Annotated in this window: 12 protein-coding genes; all 12 read left to right on the top strand. The window is 45.6% G+C overall.

Annotated features, from left to right (window positions below; all coding sequences use genetic code 11):
• Positions 1–46: 46 nt before the first annotated feature.
• Positions 47–1,042 (top strand): phenylalanine--tRNA ligase subunit alpha, encoded by a 996-nt coding sequence (pheS, locus tag T359_RS0107710; protein WP_051545141.1) that lies wholly within the window; start codon positions 47–49, stop codon positions 1,040–1,042.
• Positions 1,043–1,072: 30 nt separating this feature from the next.
• Complete coding sequence (gene pheT, locus T359_RS0107715; RefSeq protein WP_026516971.1) at positions 1,073–3,493, top strand: phenylalanine--tRNA ligase subunit beta; 2,421 nt, start codon at positions 1,073–1,075, stop codon at positions 3,491–3,493.
• An 88-nt stretch (positions 3,494–3,581) separates the two neighbouring features.
• The gene (locus tag T359_RS0107720; RefSeq protein WP_026516972.1) at positions 3,582–5,081 is read left to right on the top strand and encodes an aminopeptidase; all 1,500 of its coding nucleotides are present in this window, start codon (positions 3,582–3,584) and stop codon (positions 5,079–5,081) included.
• Positions 5,074–6,054 (top strand): glycosyltransferase family 2 protein, encoded by a 981-nt coding sequence (locus T359_RS19725; RefSeq protein WP_051545111.1) that lies wholly within the window; start codon positions 5,074–5,076, stop codon positions 6,052–6,054. The genes T359_RS0107720 and T359_RS19725 overlap by 8 nt, the downstream gene beginning before the upstream one ends.
• 9 nt (positions 6,055–6,063) lie before the next feature.
• Positions 6,064–7,119, top strand: coding sequence for a tRNA preQ1(34) S-adenosylmethionine ribosyltransferase-isomerase QueA (gene queA, locus T359_RS0107730; RefSeq protein ID WP_026516973.1), 1,056 nt, complete (start codon positions 6,064–6,066; stop codon positions 7,117–7,119).
• A gap of 57 nt (positions 7,120–7,176) precedes the next feature.
• Positions 7,177–7,527, top strand: coding sequence for a PilZ domain-containing protein (locus tag T359_RS19730; protein WP_051545114.1), 351 nt, complete (start codon positions 7,177–7,179; stop codon positions 7,525–7,527).
• A 17-nt stretch (positions 7,528–7,544) separates the two neighbouring features.
• A complete protein-coding gene (locus T359_RS0107740) occupies positions 7,545–8,717 on the top strand; it encodes a GHMP family kinase ATP-binding protein (RefSeq protein WP_026516974.1) in 1,173 nt (390 codons plus the stop codon).
• Positions 8,714–9,442, top strand: a complete 729-nt coding sequence (locus T359_RS0107745; protein ID WP_026516975.1) for a nucleotidyltransferase family protein — start codon at positions 8,714–8,716, stop codon at positions 9,440–9,442. Before T359_RS0107740 ends, T359_RS0107745 begins: the two co-directional genes overlap by 4 nt.
• A 165-nt stretch (positions 9,443–9,607) precedes the next feature.
• Positions 9,608–10,708, top strand: coding sequence for a prephenate dehydrogenase (locus T359_RS0107750; protein ID WP_026516976.1), 1,101 nt, complete (start codon positions 9,608–9,610; stop codon positions 10,706–10,708).
• Between the two features lie 18 nt (positions 10,709–10,726).
• The gene (gene aroA / locus T359_RS0107755; protein ID WP_035783942.1) at positions 10,727–12,055 is read left to right on the top strand and encodes a 3-phosphoshikimate 1-carboxyvinyltransferase; all 1,329 of its coding nucleotides are present in this window, start codon (positions 10,727–10,729) and stop codon (positions 12,053–12,055) included.
• Positions 12,056–12,234: 179 nt separating this feature from the next.
• On the top strand, positions 12,235–14,325 hold the full coding sequence (locus tag T359_RS0107760) for an elongation factor G (RefSeq protein WP_026516978.1): 2,091 nt from the start codon (positions 12,235–12,237) through the stop codon (positions 14,323–14,325).
• 105 nt (positions 14,326–14,430) lie between these two features.
• Entirely contained in the window at positions 14,431–16,377 is a 1,947-nt protein-coding gene (locus T359_RS21470; protein WP_026516979.1) for an EAL domain-containing protein, read from the top strand.
• Positions 16,378–16,518: the final 141 nt, after the last annotated feature.

Genomic DNA, 16,518 nt, shown 5'->3' on the forward strand with positions numbered 1-16,518 from the left:
AAACAACGCTTTACGTCAAAAAATCGAAGCAATCCGTGAAGAGATCATGGCTAATGCCGAAAAGCTTGATAATTCCAAGCTTGTTTACGAGATGAGAAAGAGCTTCTTGGATAACAAGACAGGCAAGATCAGCGCCCTTATGAAGGAAATGAAAAACATTCCTGCAGAGGACCGTGCTGATTACGGAAAGAGTGTTAATGAGTTAAAACAGTGGGCCCTTGAGCACTTTGAAGAGCTTGATAAGAAGATGAAGGAAAAAGAACTTCAGCTCAGATATCAGGCTGAGAAGCAGGATGTTACCATGCCTGCCAAGATGCGCTATGAAGGAAATCTTCATCCGGTAACACAGATGAGAGAGACTCTTATCGACATTTTCGCCGGAATGGGATTCGAAATATATGAAGGCACTGAGATTGAAAATGATTATTACAATTTCACAGCCTTAAACACTCCTAAGGATCATCCTGCAAGAGATATGCAGGATACCTTCTATCTGAGCCCTGAGTTCCTTCTCAGAACCCAGACATCATCAGGACAGATCCATGTTATGGAGAACTCCAAGCCTCCTATCAAGATCCTTTCACCTGGTAAGGTTTTCCGTTCAGATGATGATGCAACACATTCACCTATGTTCTCACAGATGGAAGGCCTTGTAGTAGACAAGGACATCACCCTCTGCGACCTTAAGGGAGCTCTTGAACTCTTTGTTCAGAAGATCTACGGCGAGGGAACAACCACAAGACTTCGTCCTTCATACTTCCCATTCACAGAGCCATCTGTAGAAGTAGACTGCAGCTGCTTTGCATGTAAGGGTAAGGGATGTAATCTCTGCAAGGGCACAGGCTGGATCGAGGTTCTCGGCGCAGGTATGGTTAACAAGAAAGTACTGGAGAACTGCGGAATTGACTCTGATGAATATAGTGGATTTGCTTTTGGTATCGGTATTGAGCGTACAGCGATGCTCAAGTACGGTATCAACAATATTAAGCTTTTGTTTGAGTCAGATCTTGATGTACTTAAACAGATCGATCACTACGAATAATTCATTATAGATAATTAGGAGGAAATTACGATGCTGGTACCTTTAAGTTGGCTTAAAGATTTTGTTGATATAGATATTGAACCCAAGGAACTTGAGAAAAAGCTCTTTGACTGCGGTTTTGAAGTAGAAGAGTGCTGGGAAGTGGGCAAGGATATTTCCAATGTAGTAGTTGGTGAGGTCCTTACCTGTGAAGCTATTCCCGATACACATCTTCATGTATGTACAGTAAATGCCGGTGAACATGGCACATTCCAGGTTTGCTGCGGCGCTGATAATGTTAAGGCCGGTGGCAAGTATCCGCTTGCTCTTGTAGGCGCTACAGTTATCGAGACTGCCAAGGATCATGTGACAGTTGTTGGTGTTGCAACTATCAAGAAGGGCAAGCTTCGCGGCTATGATTCAGAGGGTATGCTCTGCTCAGGCGTTGAGCTTGGCGTCTCAGAGGATATGTATCCCGGTGCAGGCTACAACGGACTTCTTGTTTTCCCTGAGGACACAGAGGTTGGCGCTGATGTTAAGCCTCTTCTTGGTCTTGATGAGTGGATCTTTGATGTTTCCATCACAGCTAACAGACCTGACTGTCAGAGCATTTACGGCCTTGCAAGAGAGGTTGCGGCAGCTCTTGACAAGCCATTAAAAGAGATTGACTTAAGCTACACAGAAACTGATGTAGAGAACGAAGGCTTTGGCGTAACAGTAGAAGATCCCGATCTCTGCCCAAGATATATCGGACATTATGTATATGATGTAAAACTCGGTGAGAGCCCTCTTTGGATGAAGAGAAGACTTGCCATGGTGGGCAACAATGCCATCAACAACATTGTTGATATCACCAACTATATTATGAGAGAGCTCGGACAGCCCATGCACGCTTTTGACGGACAGTTCCTTGAGGACAACAAGATCGTTGTAAGACGTGCCAAGGCAGGAGAGAAGATCACAACTCTCGATGAGAACGAGTTCGAGCTTACCACAGATAACCTTGTTATCTGCGACGGCAAGAAGCCTGTAGCTCTTGCAGGTATCATGGGAGGTCTAAACTCTGAGATCCGTGATACAACAACTACAGTTACCTTCGAAGCTGCCAAGTTCATGCGTGACAACATCCGTAAGAGCTCAAGAGCTCTGGGCCAGTCCTCTGACTCATCAGCTGCTTTCTCCAAGGGTGTTTACGAGTACACAACAGTTATCGCCATGAAGAGAGCCCTTCACCTTATCGAGGAGCTTGGAGCAGGTAAGGTTTCCAAGACCCATGTGGATGTTAATACAGGAAACAGCCTTGAGAAGAAGGAAATGAAGGCTTCCATCAAGAAGGTAAACGGCGTTCTCGGTATTGAGGTTCCCGAGGATGAGATCAAGAGAATCCTTACCAACCTTAACTTCGAGCCTGTAATTAACGGAGATGAGCTTACAATCAAGATCCCTGCATACCGTGAGGATATGGAGAACTATCCTGATATTGCGGAAGAACTTATCCGTATGTATGGATATGATCACGTTCAGCCCACATTCCTTAAGAATGCCAACGTAACCATGGGCGGAAGAAATCTTAAGCAGAAGACAGAGCTTAGAATCAAGAGAGCTCTTTGCTCACAGGGAGCATATGAGGGAATGCACTATTCATTCTTCTCGCCCAGTGACCTTGACCTCCTGAGATTCCCTGAGGATGCTCCTGAGAGAAATGCCATCAGGATCCTTAATCCTATCAATGAGGACCTTTCTCTTATGAGAACAACTCTTGCAGCCCAGATGATCCATGCCATTGCAAGAAACCAGAAGAAGGGAACCCTTGAGGGAAGACTTTTTGAAGTAGGTAACAGATTTGTTCCCAAGTCACTTCCTCTTACTGAGTATCCTGAGGAGAAGGCAACTCTTTGCATCGGTATCTTCGGTGATGGAGAGGACATCTTCACATTGAAGGGCCTTGCAGAGAATGTGGCAGCAGCACTTCATTTGAGCTTCAAGTATGAGACAACAACCAAGACCTTCTTACATCCTTACAGAGCAGCCAAGATCCTCTGCGAGGGCGAAGAGGTTGGATATCTCGGACAGATCACCTATGAGATCCAGGATGACACAGATATGAGAATTCCTGCATATATCTGCGAGATCGACCTTTCTGTTCTTGAAAAATGGTATGGAAAGACACCTACCTTCCAGCCACTTTCCAAGTTTGCCACCGTTAAGCGTGACCTTGCTCTTATCATGGACAAGACAGTTACCTGCGGCGAGGTTGAGGATGCCATCTACGGCTCCTGCAAGTTTGTGACAGATGTTAAACTCTTTGACGTATACGAGGGAGTTCCTATTCCTCCTACCAAGAAGAGTATGGCATATACAATTACCTTCACTCCCAAGGATGAAGAGCTTACAGATGACGCTATCAGCAGATATATAGACAAGATGCTCAGAAAGCTTCAGTTTACAATGGGTATCGAGATTCGCAGCTGATTTGATTAGAAACAAAACAGGTGTTATAATAGCCATTGCTTACAAATAGAGCAATGGCTATTTTATTTCCAGAAAGGAGCTTTTACATATGAACAGAAAAAATGTATGGACTACATATTCACAGGCACAGCTCAAGGCTTGTGACAAGTTCGCAGAAGACTATAAGAAGTTCTTGGACAACTCCAAGACAGAGCGTGAAGCCATCGACGAGATTGTTAACGAGATCGAGGCTGCAGGCTACAGAGAGCTCAATACTCTCATCGGTGGGGGGACCAAGCTTAAGAAGGGCGACAAGGTTTATTCAGTATGGATGAACAAGTCAATCGCTATGTTCCAGCTGGGCTCTGAGCCTCTTGAGGCAGGCCTTAACATCCTCGGAGCACATATCGATTCTCCAAGACTTGATGTTAAGCAGAACCCTCTTTACGAGGACGGCGGCTTCGCTTATCTTGACACACATTACTACGGCGGAATCAAGAAGTATCAGTATGTTGCTATGCCTCTTGCCATCCACGGAGTATTCGTTAAAAAGGACGGCACCACAGTTCAGCTCAACGTAGGTGAGGATGAGGATGATCCTGTATTCTTCGTATCAGATCTTCTTATTCACCTGGCTCAGGATCAGATGTCCAAGAAGGCTTCTGAGGTTGTTAGCGGCGAGGCCCTTGACCTTATCGTAGGCAACAGACCTTTCGTTATCGAGAGCAAGGAAAAAGAGAAGGCTGAAAAGGAAAATGCCAAGCTTTCAGAGGGTGAGAAGTATGCCCTTAAGGCTGAGAAGGAAGAGAAGGCTGAGTCCGGCAAGGTATCAGGAGCTGTTAGACGCGGTATCCTCGCTATTCTTCATGATCTTTACGGCGTTGAGGAAGAGGATTTCATCTCTGCTGAGCTTGAGATCGTTCCTGCAGGAAAATCAAGAGATGCAGGCTTTGACAGATCCATGATCCTTGGCTATGGCCATGACGACAGAGTATGTGCATTCCCTTCGATGCGCGCTCTTTTGGAGGCTAAGAACCTTAAGAGAACCGGCTGCTGCATCCTTGTTGACAAGGAGGAGATCGGCAGCGTAGGCGCTACAGGTATGAGATCCAGATTCTTTGAGAACGCTCTTGCAGAGCTTATGAACCTCACAAAGGAGGGCTACAACGACCTGGCTCTCAGAAGATGTCTGGCTAATTCCTGTATGCTTTCTTCTGACGTTAACGCAGGCTTTGATCCTACATATGCTTCATGCTTCGAGAAAAAGAACGCTTCCTTCCTTGGCCAGGGCCTTGTATTCTCCAAGTTCACAGGTTCAAGAGGAAAGTCCGGATCCAACGATGCCAACGCAGAGTTCATCGCTGAGATCAGAAGAGCCTTCGATCAGGACGGTATCGTTTACCAGACTGCAGAGCTTGGTAAGGTTGATGTGGGCGGCGGCGGAACCATCGCTTATATCCTTGCACTCTACGGAATGAACGTTATCGATGCAGGTGTAGCGGTTCTTAACATGCATGCTCCTTGGGAAGCTATCAGTAAGGCAGATCTGTTCGAAGCTAAGAGAGGATATGTATCCTTCCTTCAGAACATAGATTTCAGAAATGAATAATGAACTTATTTCTGTATTGCTCTCTGTGTACAACAGGGAGCAATACTTAAGAAAATGCATAGACAGCGTGCTTTCTCAGGATGTGAATCTGGAATTTATCATCGTGGACGACGGCAGTACTGACGGTTCCGGAGAGATCTGCGATGAGTATGCCCGGGACAATGACTGCATAACAGTGGTCCATCAGAAGAACCAGGGCATCAGCGTAGCCAGAAATGTGGCTATAGATATGGCAAAGGGAGAGTTCATCTTTTTCCTGGACAGCGATGACTTCCTCCCCAAGGACAGTCTTAAGACTCTGTATGAGCTCCACAAGGAGCACGATGCCGATTGCGTAATGGGCAATTATGCCTGCTACAACGACGACGGAGAGTTTCAGGAAGTGATCGAGCTTCCTGCCAAGTATTCAAATAAGATCCTTTCAAAAAGAGAGACCTGTGAAATGCTTTTTTATTCAGGAACCACCCATGTTCTCATGGTTTCCTGGGCCAAGCTTTACAAAAAGAGTATCTGGGATGGAATAAGATTCCCTGCGGATATTGATAAAAGCGAGGATCAGTTCGTTTTTCCCGCTCTTATGGAAAAAACGAAGAAAATGTATTACACCGATAAGGTTGTTTATAATCAGGTCTTTTCTGCCAACAGCATTACAAGAACCGGAATGTTTACAAGAAGGCATCTTTATCACCCCGAGGGAATAGCGGTGGTCATCGATTATCTTATGGATCAGGGATTTTACGACATCGCCCTTCACAAATTCGGAGTGGGCTCCAGGACCATTATCGACCTTAAGGGAGTTCTTAAGGATGAGGAGTGTGTTCAGGCCATCAAACAGGACTACAAGACCTATTGTGACATTGCAAAGAGACTGTCCCGTCATTTGGGCTTTGGAGGCAAACTCAGGATGCTTCTTTTCAGGATCAACCTGGATCTTTATGCTTTTGTCAGAAAGAGCTTTAGCAGTTATAAGTGAGAGATTAGAATGAGTGAAAATATAGAAATTGGTTTATCCACCTCGGATTATTACTTTGACCTTCCCCAGGAACTGATTGCGCAGGATCCTATGGAAAAGAGGGATGAATGCAGACTTCTTGTGGTGGATAAGGAAACAGGTGAGACCAGTCACCATACCTTTAATGAGATTATTGATTATATTGAACCCGGAGACTGCCTTGTGCTTAACAACACCAAGGTTATTCCCGCAAGACTTCTTGGACAGAAGGAGGAGACCGGCGCGGCCGTGGAGATCCTGCTTCTTAAGAGAAAAGAAGCCGATGTCTGGGAAACCCTTGTTAAGCCCGGTAAGAAGCTCAGACCCGGAGCCAGAGTGACTTTTGGTGACGGTATTCTTAAGGCAGAGATCCTGGACGTTGTGGATGAGGGAAACCGTCTTGTTAAGTTCTATTACGACGGAATCTGGGAAGAGGTCCTTGATAAGCTTGGAGAGATGCCCCTTCCGCCTTATATTACCCACAAGCTTCAGGATAAGAACATGTATCAGACGGTTTACGCCAAGTATGAGGGCTCGGCAGCAGCACCTACCGCCGGACTTCATTTTACTGAGGAACTCCTTGACAGGATTCAGCAAAAGGGCGTGGATCTTGCCTATGTAACCCTCCATGTGGGACTTGGAACCTTCAGACCGGTTAAGGTTGACAATGTGAAGGAACACCATATGCACACCGAGTGGTATCAGGTTACTCAGGAGGCTGCGGATAAGATCAACAGGGCAAAAGAGACAGGACACAAGGTTATCTGTGTGGGAACCACCAGCTGCAGAACCATTGAGAGCGCTGCCGATGAAAACGGAAAGCTCACAGCCTGCAGCGGAGATACATCGATCTTTATCTATCCCGGATACAAGTTCAAGGTAATGGATAATCTTATTACCAACTTCCATCTTCCGGAGTCGACACTGGTTATGCTGGTGGCTGCTCTTGCAGGAAGAGAGCATGTTCTGGCGGCCTACGAAGAGGCTATCAAAGAAAAATACAGATTTTTCTCCTTTGGAGATGCCTGCTTGTTTTACAAAAAGTGATTGCTTTGTTACAATTTAATAGTAACTGATAAATCGTTTCTTTCGGGGGACAAGCAGATGGAAGAGAGAAGAAAGAGCAAGAGACTGGAGCTGACCGGTGAACTCATACTTAATCAGCTCGGCGGCGACGGACAGGTCAAGACCGCCAAAATCGATATCCACGACTGTTCTAGGGACGGCATCGGCTTTAACACAGACAATCAGCTGGTGATCGGTGACAACTATGAAGCGAACCTGACTATCTGGACCAAGGAGGTTCTCCATGTGTTCGTTCAGATCGTAAGAGCGGCCAAACTGGAGAATACCTACAATTACGGTGCTATCTTTATCGGAATGCCCGATGCGGACAAGATGCGTATCGAGGTTTATGAGACCGTCAAGGATACTCTGGAAGAAGTAAATAAATAAAACCTAAAGGAGCCTCTATGAAGTGCGAAGAAATATACAGACAGTTCTATCACAAAGACCCGGAGGCTCTATCTTTTTGCCCATATAGAATTTCTCCCCTGGGTGCCCATGTAGACCATCAGAACGGCAAGATCAACGGCTTTGCCATTGATAAGGGAATCTATATTGCCTATTCCGTCAAGCACAACGGTGTTGTTGAGCTTCAGTCGGTGAATTTTGAAAAGAGGGCTCAGTTCCATGTGGCCTCTGTACCGGAATTCAAGGAGGGAGACTGGGCTGACCACCTTAGAGGTGCGGCCAAGGCTCTGGGAGAGAAGTATATGCTCAAAAACGGCATATCTGCGGTTATAGAAGGGACACTTCCCATAGGGGGACTTAGTTCCTCAGCATCAGTCATTATCGCCTTTTTATCGGCGCTGGCAACAGCCAACGGCATCAACCTCGGTGAGTGGGAAACCATTATGATGGCCAAGGAAGCTGAGAACCGCTACGTTGGAGTCAACTGCGGCAAGCTGGATCAGAGCTGCGAGATACTTTGCAAGAAGGACGCCCTTTTATATCTGGATTGCAAGGATGACAGCTATGAGATCATCGGTAAAAAAGCCATGATGCAGCCCTTCAAGATCGGAGTGTTCTTCAGCGGACTGGACAGATCTTTGAGTAACAGCAAGTACAACCTCAGGGCTGATGAATGTAAGGCTGCGGCCTACAGTCTTATGGCTTATGCGGGCCTGGACTACGGTAAATTTGAGGATGCTAGGCTCAGGGATGTTCCAAGGGAGGTTTATCTGGAATATGCAGACAGGCTCCCCGAGAATTTCCGGAAGAGAGCAGAGCATTTTTATACTGAGATGGACAGAGTAAACAAGGGCGTTGCAGCCTGGAGAGAGGGAAATCTGTCCAGGTACGGTTCCTATGTTTTTGAAAGCGGAAAGAGCTCCGTTGAGAACTATGAATGCGGATGCCCCGAGCTTATCAGCCTTTACAATATTCTGACGGATACTTCCGGTATCTACGGCGGAAGATTCAGCGGCGCAGGCTTCAAGGGCTGCTGTATGGCTCTTATAGATCCGGACAAGGCAGAAGAGATAGAGCACAATGTATCAACCAAATATTTAAAGGAGTTTCCGGCACTTGAAGGAAAGTATTCCTTCCACTTATGTGACACTGCCGACGGAGTAAGACTATGAAATGCATAATACTGGCAGCTGGATATGCCACAAGATTATATCCCCTTACGGAGAACTTTCCAAAGCCCTTACTGGATGTAAACGGAAAGCCTATCCTGGACTGGCTCATCGATGATATAGACAGCGAGATCGAGAGCTTTGTGGTCATCAGTAATCACAAGTTCTATGACATCTTCAGGGAATGGGCAGAGAAAAAGAGCCCCAAGATAACGGTTCTTGACGACGGAACCTCATCAAACGAGACAAGACTTGGAGCAGTTAAGGACATAGAGTTTGCCCTTAATACTCTGGAGATAAATGATGACTGCCTTGTTATGGCAGGGGACAACCTTCTTGATTTTTCACTGAAGGGCTTTGTTTCTTTTGCAAGGGAAAAGGATTCCTCCTGCGTGATGTGTCATGACGAGGACAGACTGCAGGCTCTTCAGAAGACTGCGGTTATCACAGTGGATGAGGACTGCAGGATCACATCCTATGAGGAAAAGCCAAAGGAGCCCAAGGGCAATCTGGCTGTTCCGCCCTTTTATTTTTACAAATCCCAAGATATAAAGAGGATCGGGGAAGCACTTTTAGAGGGCTGCGGCTATGATGCCCCCGGCAGCTTCGCGGCATGGCTTTCAGGCAAAAAGGACATGTATGCCTATGTGATGCCCGGAAAGCGCTATGATATCGGGGATGTTGCCAGTTATGAGAAGGTTAAGGAAACCTGGAAGAATATGGCATAAATCAGTAATTAAATAACTAAAAAATGATACAGTCCGGCTCAAGCTTAGATGCAGAGCCGGACTTTTATTTTTATGTTTTTTCTCCGGTTTGATTTTTGCACTTTAAAGTGCTATAGTATATTTTGATGAATTAGACTAATACTGGCTTTTGGGGGTTATACATAGATGAACGGCGATATATACGGCTTTGTTGGACTGGGGCTTATCGGAGGCTCTATAGCAAGAGCGATCAGGAAGAATGAGCCTGATTCAGTGATAATAGCCTACACTCCTCACAGGGAGACAGTGGACACAGCCCATGCGGAAGGAATAGTGGACGAGCCTCTTTATGAGATAGGAGAGGCATTTAATAAATGTGATTATATTTTTCTTTGTGCTCCCGTGGAGATAAACAATGAGAACCTTGAGAAGCTGGTTCCTTATCTCTCGGAGAAGACAACCATTACAGATATCGGCAGTGTCAAGAACAGCATTCATGAGGTGGTAAAAAGACTCGGGCTGGAGGACAGATTTATCGGAGGCCATCCCATGGCGGGAACCGAGAGGATCGGTTTTAACAATTCCAAATCAGAGATCCTCAAGAATGCATATTATATCCTGACCAAGACGGATTCCACCCGGGAGGACAGACTGGCCAGGTACTATGATCTGGTCCGGATGATAGGGGCGATTCCCCTGGTGGTGCCCTATGCACAGCATGACTATATCACCGCGGCCATATCCCATGTGCCCCATGTTATATCCGCTTCATTGGTGAATCTTGTTCACGACAATGATTCAGAGGATGAGCTCATGAAGACCATTGCGGCGGGAGGTTTCAAGGATATTACCAGGATATCCTCATCCTCACCGGTTATGTGGCAGCAGATATGCATGACCAACTCTGACAACGTGTCCGAACTTTTGGGCAAATACATAGATTCACTCTATGATATCAAGCTGGCTATAGATGAGCACGACAAGGACAAGCTCATGGAATTCTTTTCCTCGGCCCGCAGCTACAGGGAGTCCTTTATTGAGACCTCCAGCGGACCCATCAGAACATCCTTTGTTGTCAGGGTTGAGATCGATGACCAGCCGGGCCGACTTGCCAAGGTGGCCACGCTTTTATCCGACAATGATATCAATATCAAGAACATAGGCATTGTCCATAACAGAGAGTACGAGAGAGGAACACTCAGGATCGAGCTTCATGACAGAGCGGGCCTCGACAGAGCCATAGAGCTCTTAAGGGACAATGAGTACAACATATACACCAATCACTGATTTTACAGGAGGCTTTACATGATTGCATTGGAGAAGGCTTCACGGCCTTTGAAGGGTGATGTTTTTGTACCCGGAGATAAATCAATATCTCACAGAAGTATCATGTTCGGGGCAATTGCCAACGGAACAACGGAAATCACAGGCTTTTTGGAGAGCGCTGACTGCCTTTCCACCATCGACTGTTTCAGGAAGATGGGGATAATCATCGATCACTCCATGAGACCTTCCAACGGTGTGCCTGTTATAACCGTGCACGGCAAGGGGCTCAAGGGACTCAGTGCCCCCAAGGGAACTCTTTATACCGGTAACAGCGGAACCACCACAAGACTTATGTCCGGAATACTGGTGGCCCAGGACTTCGACTGCAATATCACCGGAGATGCCTCAATCGAAAAAAGACCCATGAACAGGATAATCAAGCCCCTTTCCCAGATGGGAGCCGACATCTCATCCGTTATGGGAAATGACTGCTGTCCTCTTCATATTGCAGGAGGCAAGAAGCTTCGTGGAATCAATTACAGGAGTCCCATAGCCTCTGCACAGGTCAAGTCCGCAACACTCCTGGCAGGACTCTATGCAGAAGGGGATACTGTGGTCTATGAGCCTGCTCTTTCCAGAAATCACACTGAGATAATGCTTTCCGCCTTCGGTGTGGATATTCATAACGAGGTGGCCAGGGACGGCAGCGCCGCTGCAATACTTCATCCCGGAATGCCCCTCAAGGGAATCAGGATCAATGTTCCCGGAGATATTTCCTCAGCCGCATACTTTATTGCCGCAGCCCTTGTGGTGCCCGGATCCGAGCTCCTTATAAGGAATATCGGGGTAAACAGCACAAGAGACGGCATAATCAGAGTGTTGAAGCAGATGGGAGCCGACATAACACTGCTTAACTATGATGACTCTCAGGAACCCAAGGCTGACATTCTTGTAAAATACAGCGAGCTTACAGCAGGGGCCAACGGAAAATTTGAGATCGGAGGCAAGGATATTCCCACAATGATAGATGAACTTCCTGTGGTGGCTGTTGTGGCAGCATGTGCTAATTTTGATACTGTCATCAAGGATGCTGCGGAGCTCAGGGTAAAAGAGTCCAACAGAATTGACAGCGTAGTTGAGAACCTTCAGGCCATGGGCTGCGATATTGAGGCCACCGAGGACGGAATGATCATCCACGGAGGAAAGTCCCTTCATGGCGCTGATATCAAGTCCTACAATGATCACCGCCTTGCCATGAGCTTTGCCATAGCTGCGCTGGCTGCGGAGGGAACCACCAGAATTGTGGACGACAGATGCGTTGGCATTTCATATCCAAGCTTTTTCAAAGATCTTCAGTCATTACTGTAATTATCGATATACCGTAATCTTAGGAACCACTAGATGTAGTGTAAAAATGCTTGTGCAAAACGTCTAAAATACTTGTTTTAGTACAGGCTTTTTAGTAAAATGTTCTTATGAGATTTTTGGGGGAAAACTTCATATCTCATGAATAATACCCAAAATATTGCAACTGGAGGACCAAAGATATGAACGTTTATACAACTGACAAGATTAGAAACGTCGTACTGCTCGGACATGGCGGTGCCGGTAAGACAAGTCTCTCTGAGGCAATGGCTTACCTGGCAGGTATTACATCCAGAATGGGGAAAGTAGAAGACGGAAATACTATCAGCGATTTCGATAAGGAAGAGCAGAAGAGACATATTTCCATCAGCACAGCAACCATACCGCTTGAGTGGGAGGGACACAAGATCAATCTTCTCGACACACCGGGCTTTTTCGATTTTGTCGGTGAGGTTGAAGAGGCTATCAGCGTAGCCGATGCTGCTATCATAGTAGTATCGGGAAAAGCAGGAATCGAAGTAGGAACAGAGAAGGCATGGGACCTTTGTGAGAAATATAAGATTCCTCGTATGTTCTTTGTATCGGACATGGATATTGATGATGTTTCCTACAGACAGGTAGTCCAGGATCTTACCGATAAGTATGGTAAGAAGATGGCTCCTTTCAATCTTCCTATCCGTGAGAATGAGAAGTTTATCGGATATGTAAACGTAATCCAGGAGAAGGGCTTTAAGTGGCAGGGCAAGGAAGTTGTTGAGATGCCTATTCCTGAGTACAATCAGGCCAACCTTAAGCTTTTCCGCGATACTCTTATTGAGTCTGTAGCAGAGACTTCAGAAGAGTTTATGGACAGATACTTTGGAGGAGATACATTCTCAGAGGCTGAGATCAGAGCAGCTGTTCGCTCCAACGTATGCGACGGCACCATCGTTCCTATCGAGATGGGATCCAGCACACTCTGTCAGGGTATCTACACACTCCTTGATGATATTGTTAAATATATGCCCAGCCCTGAGAACCGCAAGATGGCTGGTATCAACACCAACACCAATGAGATCTTCGAAGCTGACTTTGATTTCGCTAAGCCTAAGACAGCTTTCGTATTCAAGACAATGATAGATCCTTTCATCGGAAAGTACTCACTTATCAAGGTTCGTTCCGGTGTTCTTAAGCCCGATGATCAGATGTACATCGCAGGCAAGGATCAGGATGTTAAGATCGGCAAGCTCTATGTGCTCCAGGGCAACAAGGCAACAGAAGTATCAGAGCTTCATGCCGGCGACCTCGGTGCTCTTCAGAAGCTTGATGTTGCTACAGGCGACACTCTTTCAACCAAGGCCACACCTGTACAGTATGCCAAGATGGATATTTCACAGCCATATACCTACATGAGATATCACGCTCAGAACAAGGCTGATATTGACAAGATTGCTCAGGCACTGGCCAAGCTTTCAGCTGAGGATCAGACCCTTAAGGCAGTTAACGATGCTGAGAACCGTCAGACTCTTCTTTATGGTATGGGCGATATGCACCTTGAGGTTATTCAGAGTAAGCTTCAGAACATTTACAAGGTAAACATTGATCTTACCAAGCCTAAGGTAGCTTTCAGAGAGACCATCCGTAAGAACTCTGACGTTGAGTACAAGTACAAGAAGCAGACCGGTGGTCACGGACAGTACGGACATGTTAAGATGCGCTTTGAGCCTTCAGGAGATCCTTTAACACCTTATGTATTTGATCAGGTAGTTGTGGGCGGAGCGGTTCCCAAGAACTTCTTCCCTGCAGTTGAGAAGGGTATCAATGAATCGGTTCAGAGAGGACCTCTTGCAGCATATCCCGTTGTAGGTGTTAAGGCTACTCTTTATGACGGATCCTATCACCCGGTAGATTCATCCGAAATGGCCTTCAAGGTTGCTGCAGCAGGTGCCTTCAAGAAGGGCTTCATGGAAGCCGGCCCTGTTCTCCTTGAGCCTATCGTTTCTCTTAAGGTTACAGTTCCGGACAGCTTCACCGGAGACGTAATGGGCGATCTTAATAAGAGAAGAGGACGTGTTCTTGGAATGAATCCTTCTCTTACAGGCAAGCAGGTTATCGAGGCTGAGGTTCCTATGATGGAACTCTTCGGATACTGCACAACACTTCGTTCCATGACCGGTGGAAGCGGCGATTTCGAATATACTTTTGCAAGATACGAACAGGCTCCTTCAGATGTTCAGGCCAAGGAAGTTGCCGACAGAGCCGATAAGGTTGCTGCAGCCAATGCTGAGGAATAATATAATAGTTTTCAACCTCCCGGTTATTACAGCCGGGAGGTTTTTCTTATACAAAATTTATAAAAAAATAATTAACGATATTTAGTTTTGTGATAATATAAAATTATGGAAATAGGTGAATTTGTACATTATAACTACATAGGCGAATTTGCAGGACTTCTGATGGCAGGGCTCCTGCTTTTTGTAATGCTTTACACCAAGCCTAAGAGAACTTTTGTGTACAGATACGTATTCAACGGTATTATCTGGTCTATTTTCTCAATACTGGTACAGATTTCCATTATCATGGTGGCCAATAACCCTGATAAATTCTATAACCGTTATCTGTTTATGGCGCAGCTTCTGGTATTTCTGCTTTTGTATAACGGGATTCTCTATTACATTTTTTCCTATGTAAACATGATGTCCATAGTAAGACGACAGCAGAGGAAAGAGTTTTTGCTGATGTACATTGTACTTTCTTTCCTGTATCTAATGTCTGTGGCCATAGAAATTGCTTCAAGAGGCCTGTATCACATGGAACTTGACGGCATCGACATCAGCCATTTCACCAGGTTCTATTGCAGCGCAGGTATCATATGCGCACTTGTATGCTTTAATGCCAGTATTACCAACAGAAAGAATATCTCCAGAGTTATCTGGCATGCGGTATGCCTTTTTGTACCCATGGATCTCATTATGCTGGTGGGACAGATTGTTACAGTGGGAAGGGCTCATACTGTTTTTTCAGCTACGACCTATGTGCCCATATTCGCTCTGGGATATCTGATGTTCCACAGTGTTCCCTATGATGAGGTAACCGGATGTCAGAGCGTTTATGCGCTGGATGCCTTTGTCTCCAAGAATACCGGGAGAAAGAGGTATTATATATCCTACCTGTTAATTTTTCTGCCCGGAGTTGAAGCGGTTTCCAATGACGGCAGTGATCTGATCCTTAAGGGAATCGCTGTTTGCAGAGCTGTTGAGGCTATTTCTCCCAAAATTCGAATGTATAAGATGTCTGATTACAAATATGTAAACATCCTGGATATCGAGTCGGAGGAAGAATATCATAATTACTGCCAGCAGCTGAGGGGCATCTTTGATAATGTAAGGGCTACAGCGGAGATTCCCTTTAATTACGTCATGGTCAACGGCGAGGTTAAGGAAGAACTGGAAAAGCCCATCAAAGTAAGACAGTTCTTTGAATTCCTGTCAAACAGGTTCAAGGATCAGAACAGCAGCCATTTCTACTTGGCAAAGCCTGAGGATTATGATGAGTTCGCTGAAAATTATGAGATAACCGAGACTCTTAAGGATATAAGGAACAGACTGGATCTAAACGATGACAGAGTTCATGTGTATGCCCAGCCTATCTACAGTGTTGATACAGGCAGTTTCAGGGTAGCTGAAGCCCTTATGAGACTAAAGATCGGCGACAGGCTTGTTTCTCCCGACAGATTTATCAGCGTCGCAGAGAGTACGGGCTGTATACATGCTCTTACCTGCATTATCCTGAACAAGGTATGTGAGGCTGTGTTGCTTCTTTCGGAGAATTATGACTTTGATGCTATTTCCATCAACTGTTCATCCAAGGAGCTTTCCCAGGAAAATATGAATGCGGATCTCATTGAGATCATAGAAAAATACGATATCGATACCACCAAGATAAGGCTGGAGATCACTGAGAGTGCCATGTTTGAAAATTACGAGATGGCAAAGGAAAACATGAATGTTCTCACCAAGGCGGGAATTCAGTTCTATCTGGATGATTTCGGAACAGGTTATTCCTCCCTTGAAAGGGTTATCAACTGCCCCTTTAAGACCATTAAGTTTGATAAATCTCTTTTATATAAGTCCCTTGACGATAACCGAATGGACGACATCATGACCTATATGATAGAAGTTTTCAAAAAGAACGGATTTGTCACTCTTGTAGAAGGTGTTGAGGATGAATCCCAGAATCAGTACAGTATGGAGAGAGGCTTCGACTACATTCAGGGTTATCACTACGCCAAGCCTGAACCGATAGAAGAGATGAGAAAATACTTTAACCGGAAGAGTAAATTTTAAAAGAAAATGAATACAATCCTTGAAAGCTGCTTACTGAAAGGTAAGCAGCTTTATTTTTGAGGCATATTTTGTGATAACAGAGCGCCTTGACACAAATGGTATGATTGTATACAATTATACTCGTGGTGTTGATAGGATTTT

Origin of the sequence: Butyrivibrio sp. MC2021 (assembly GCF_000621605.1) — a bacterium.
Taxonomy (GTDB): Bacteria; Bacillota; Clostridia; order Lachnospirales; family Lachnospiraceae; genus Butyrivibrio.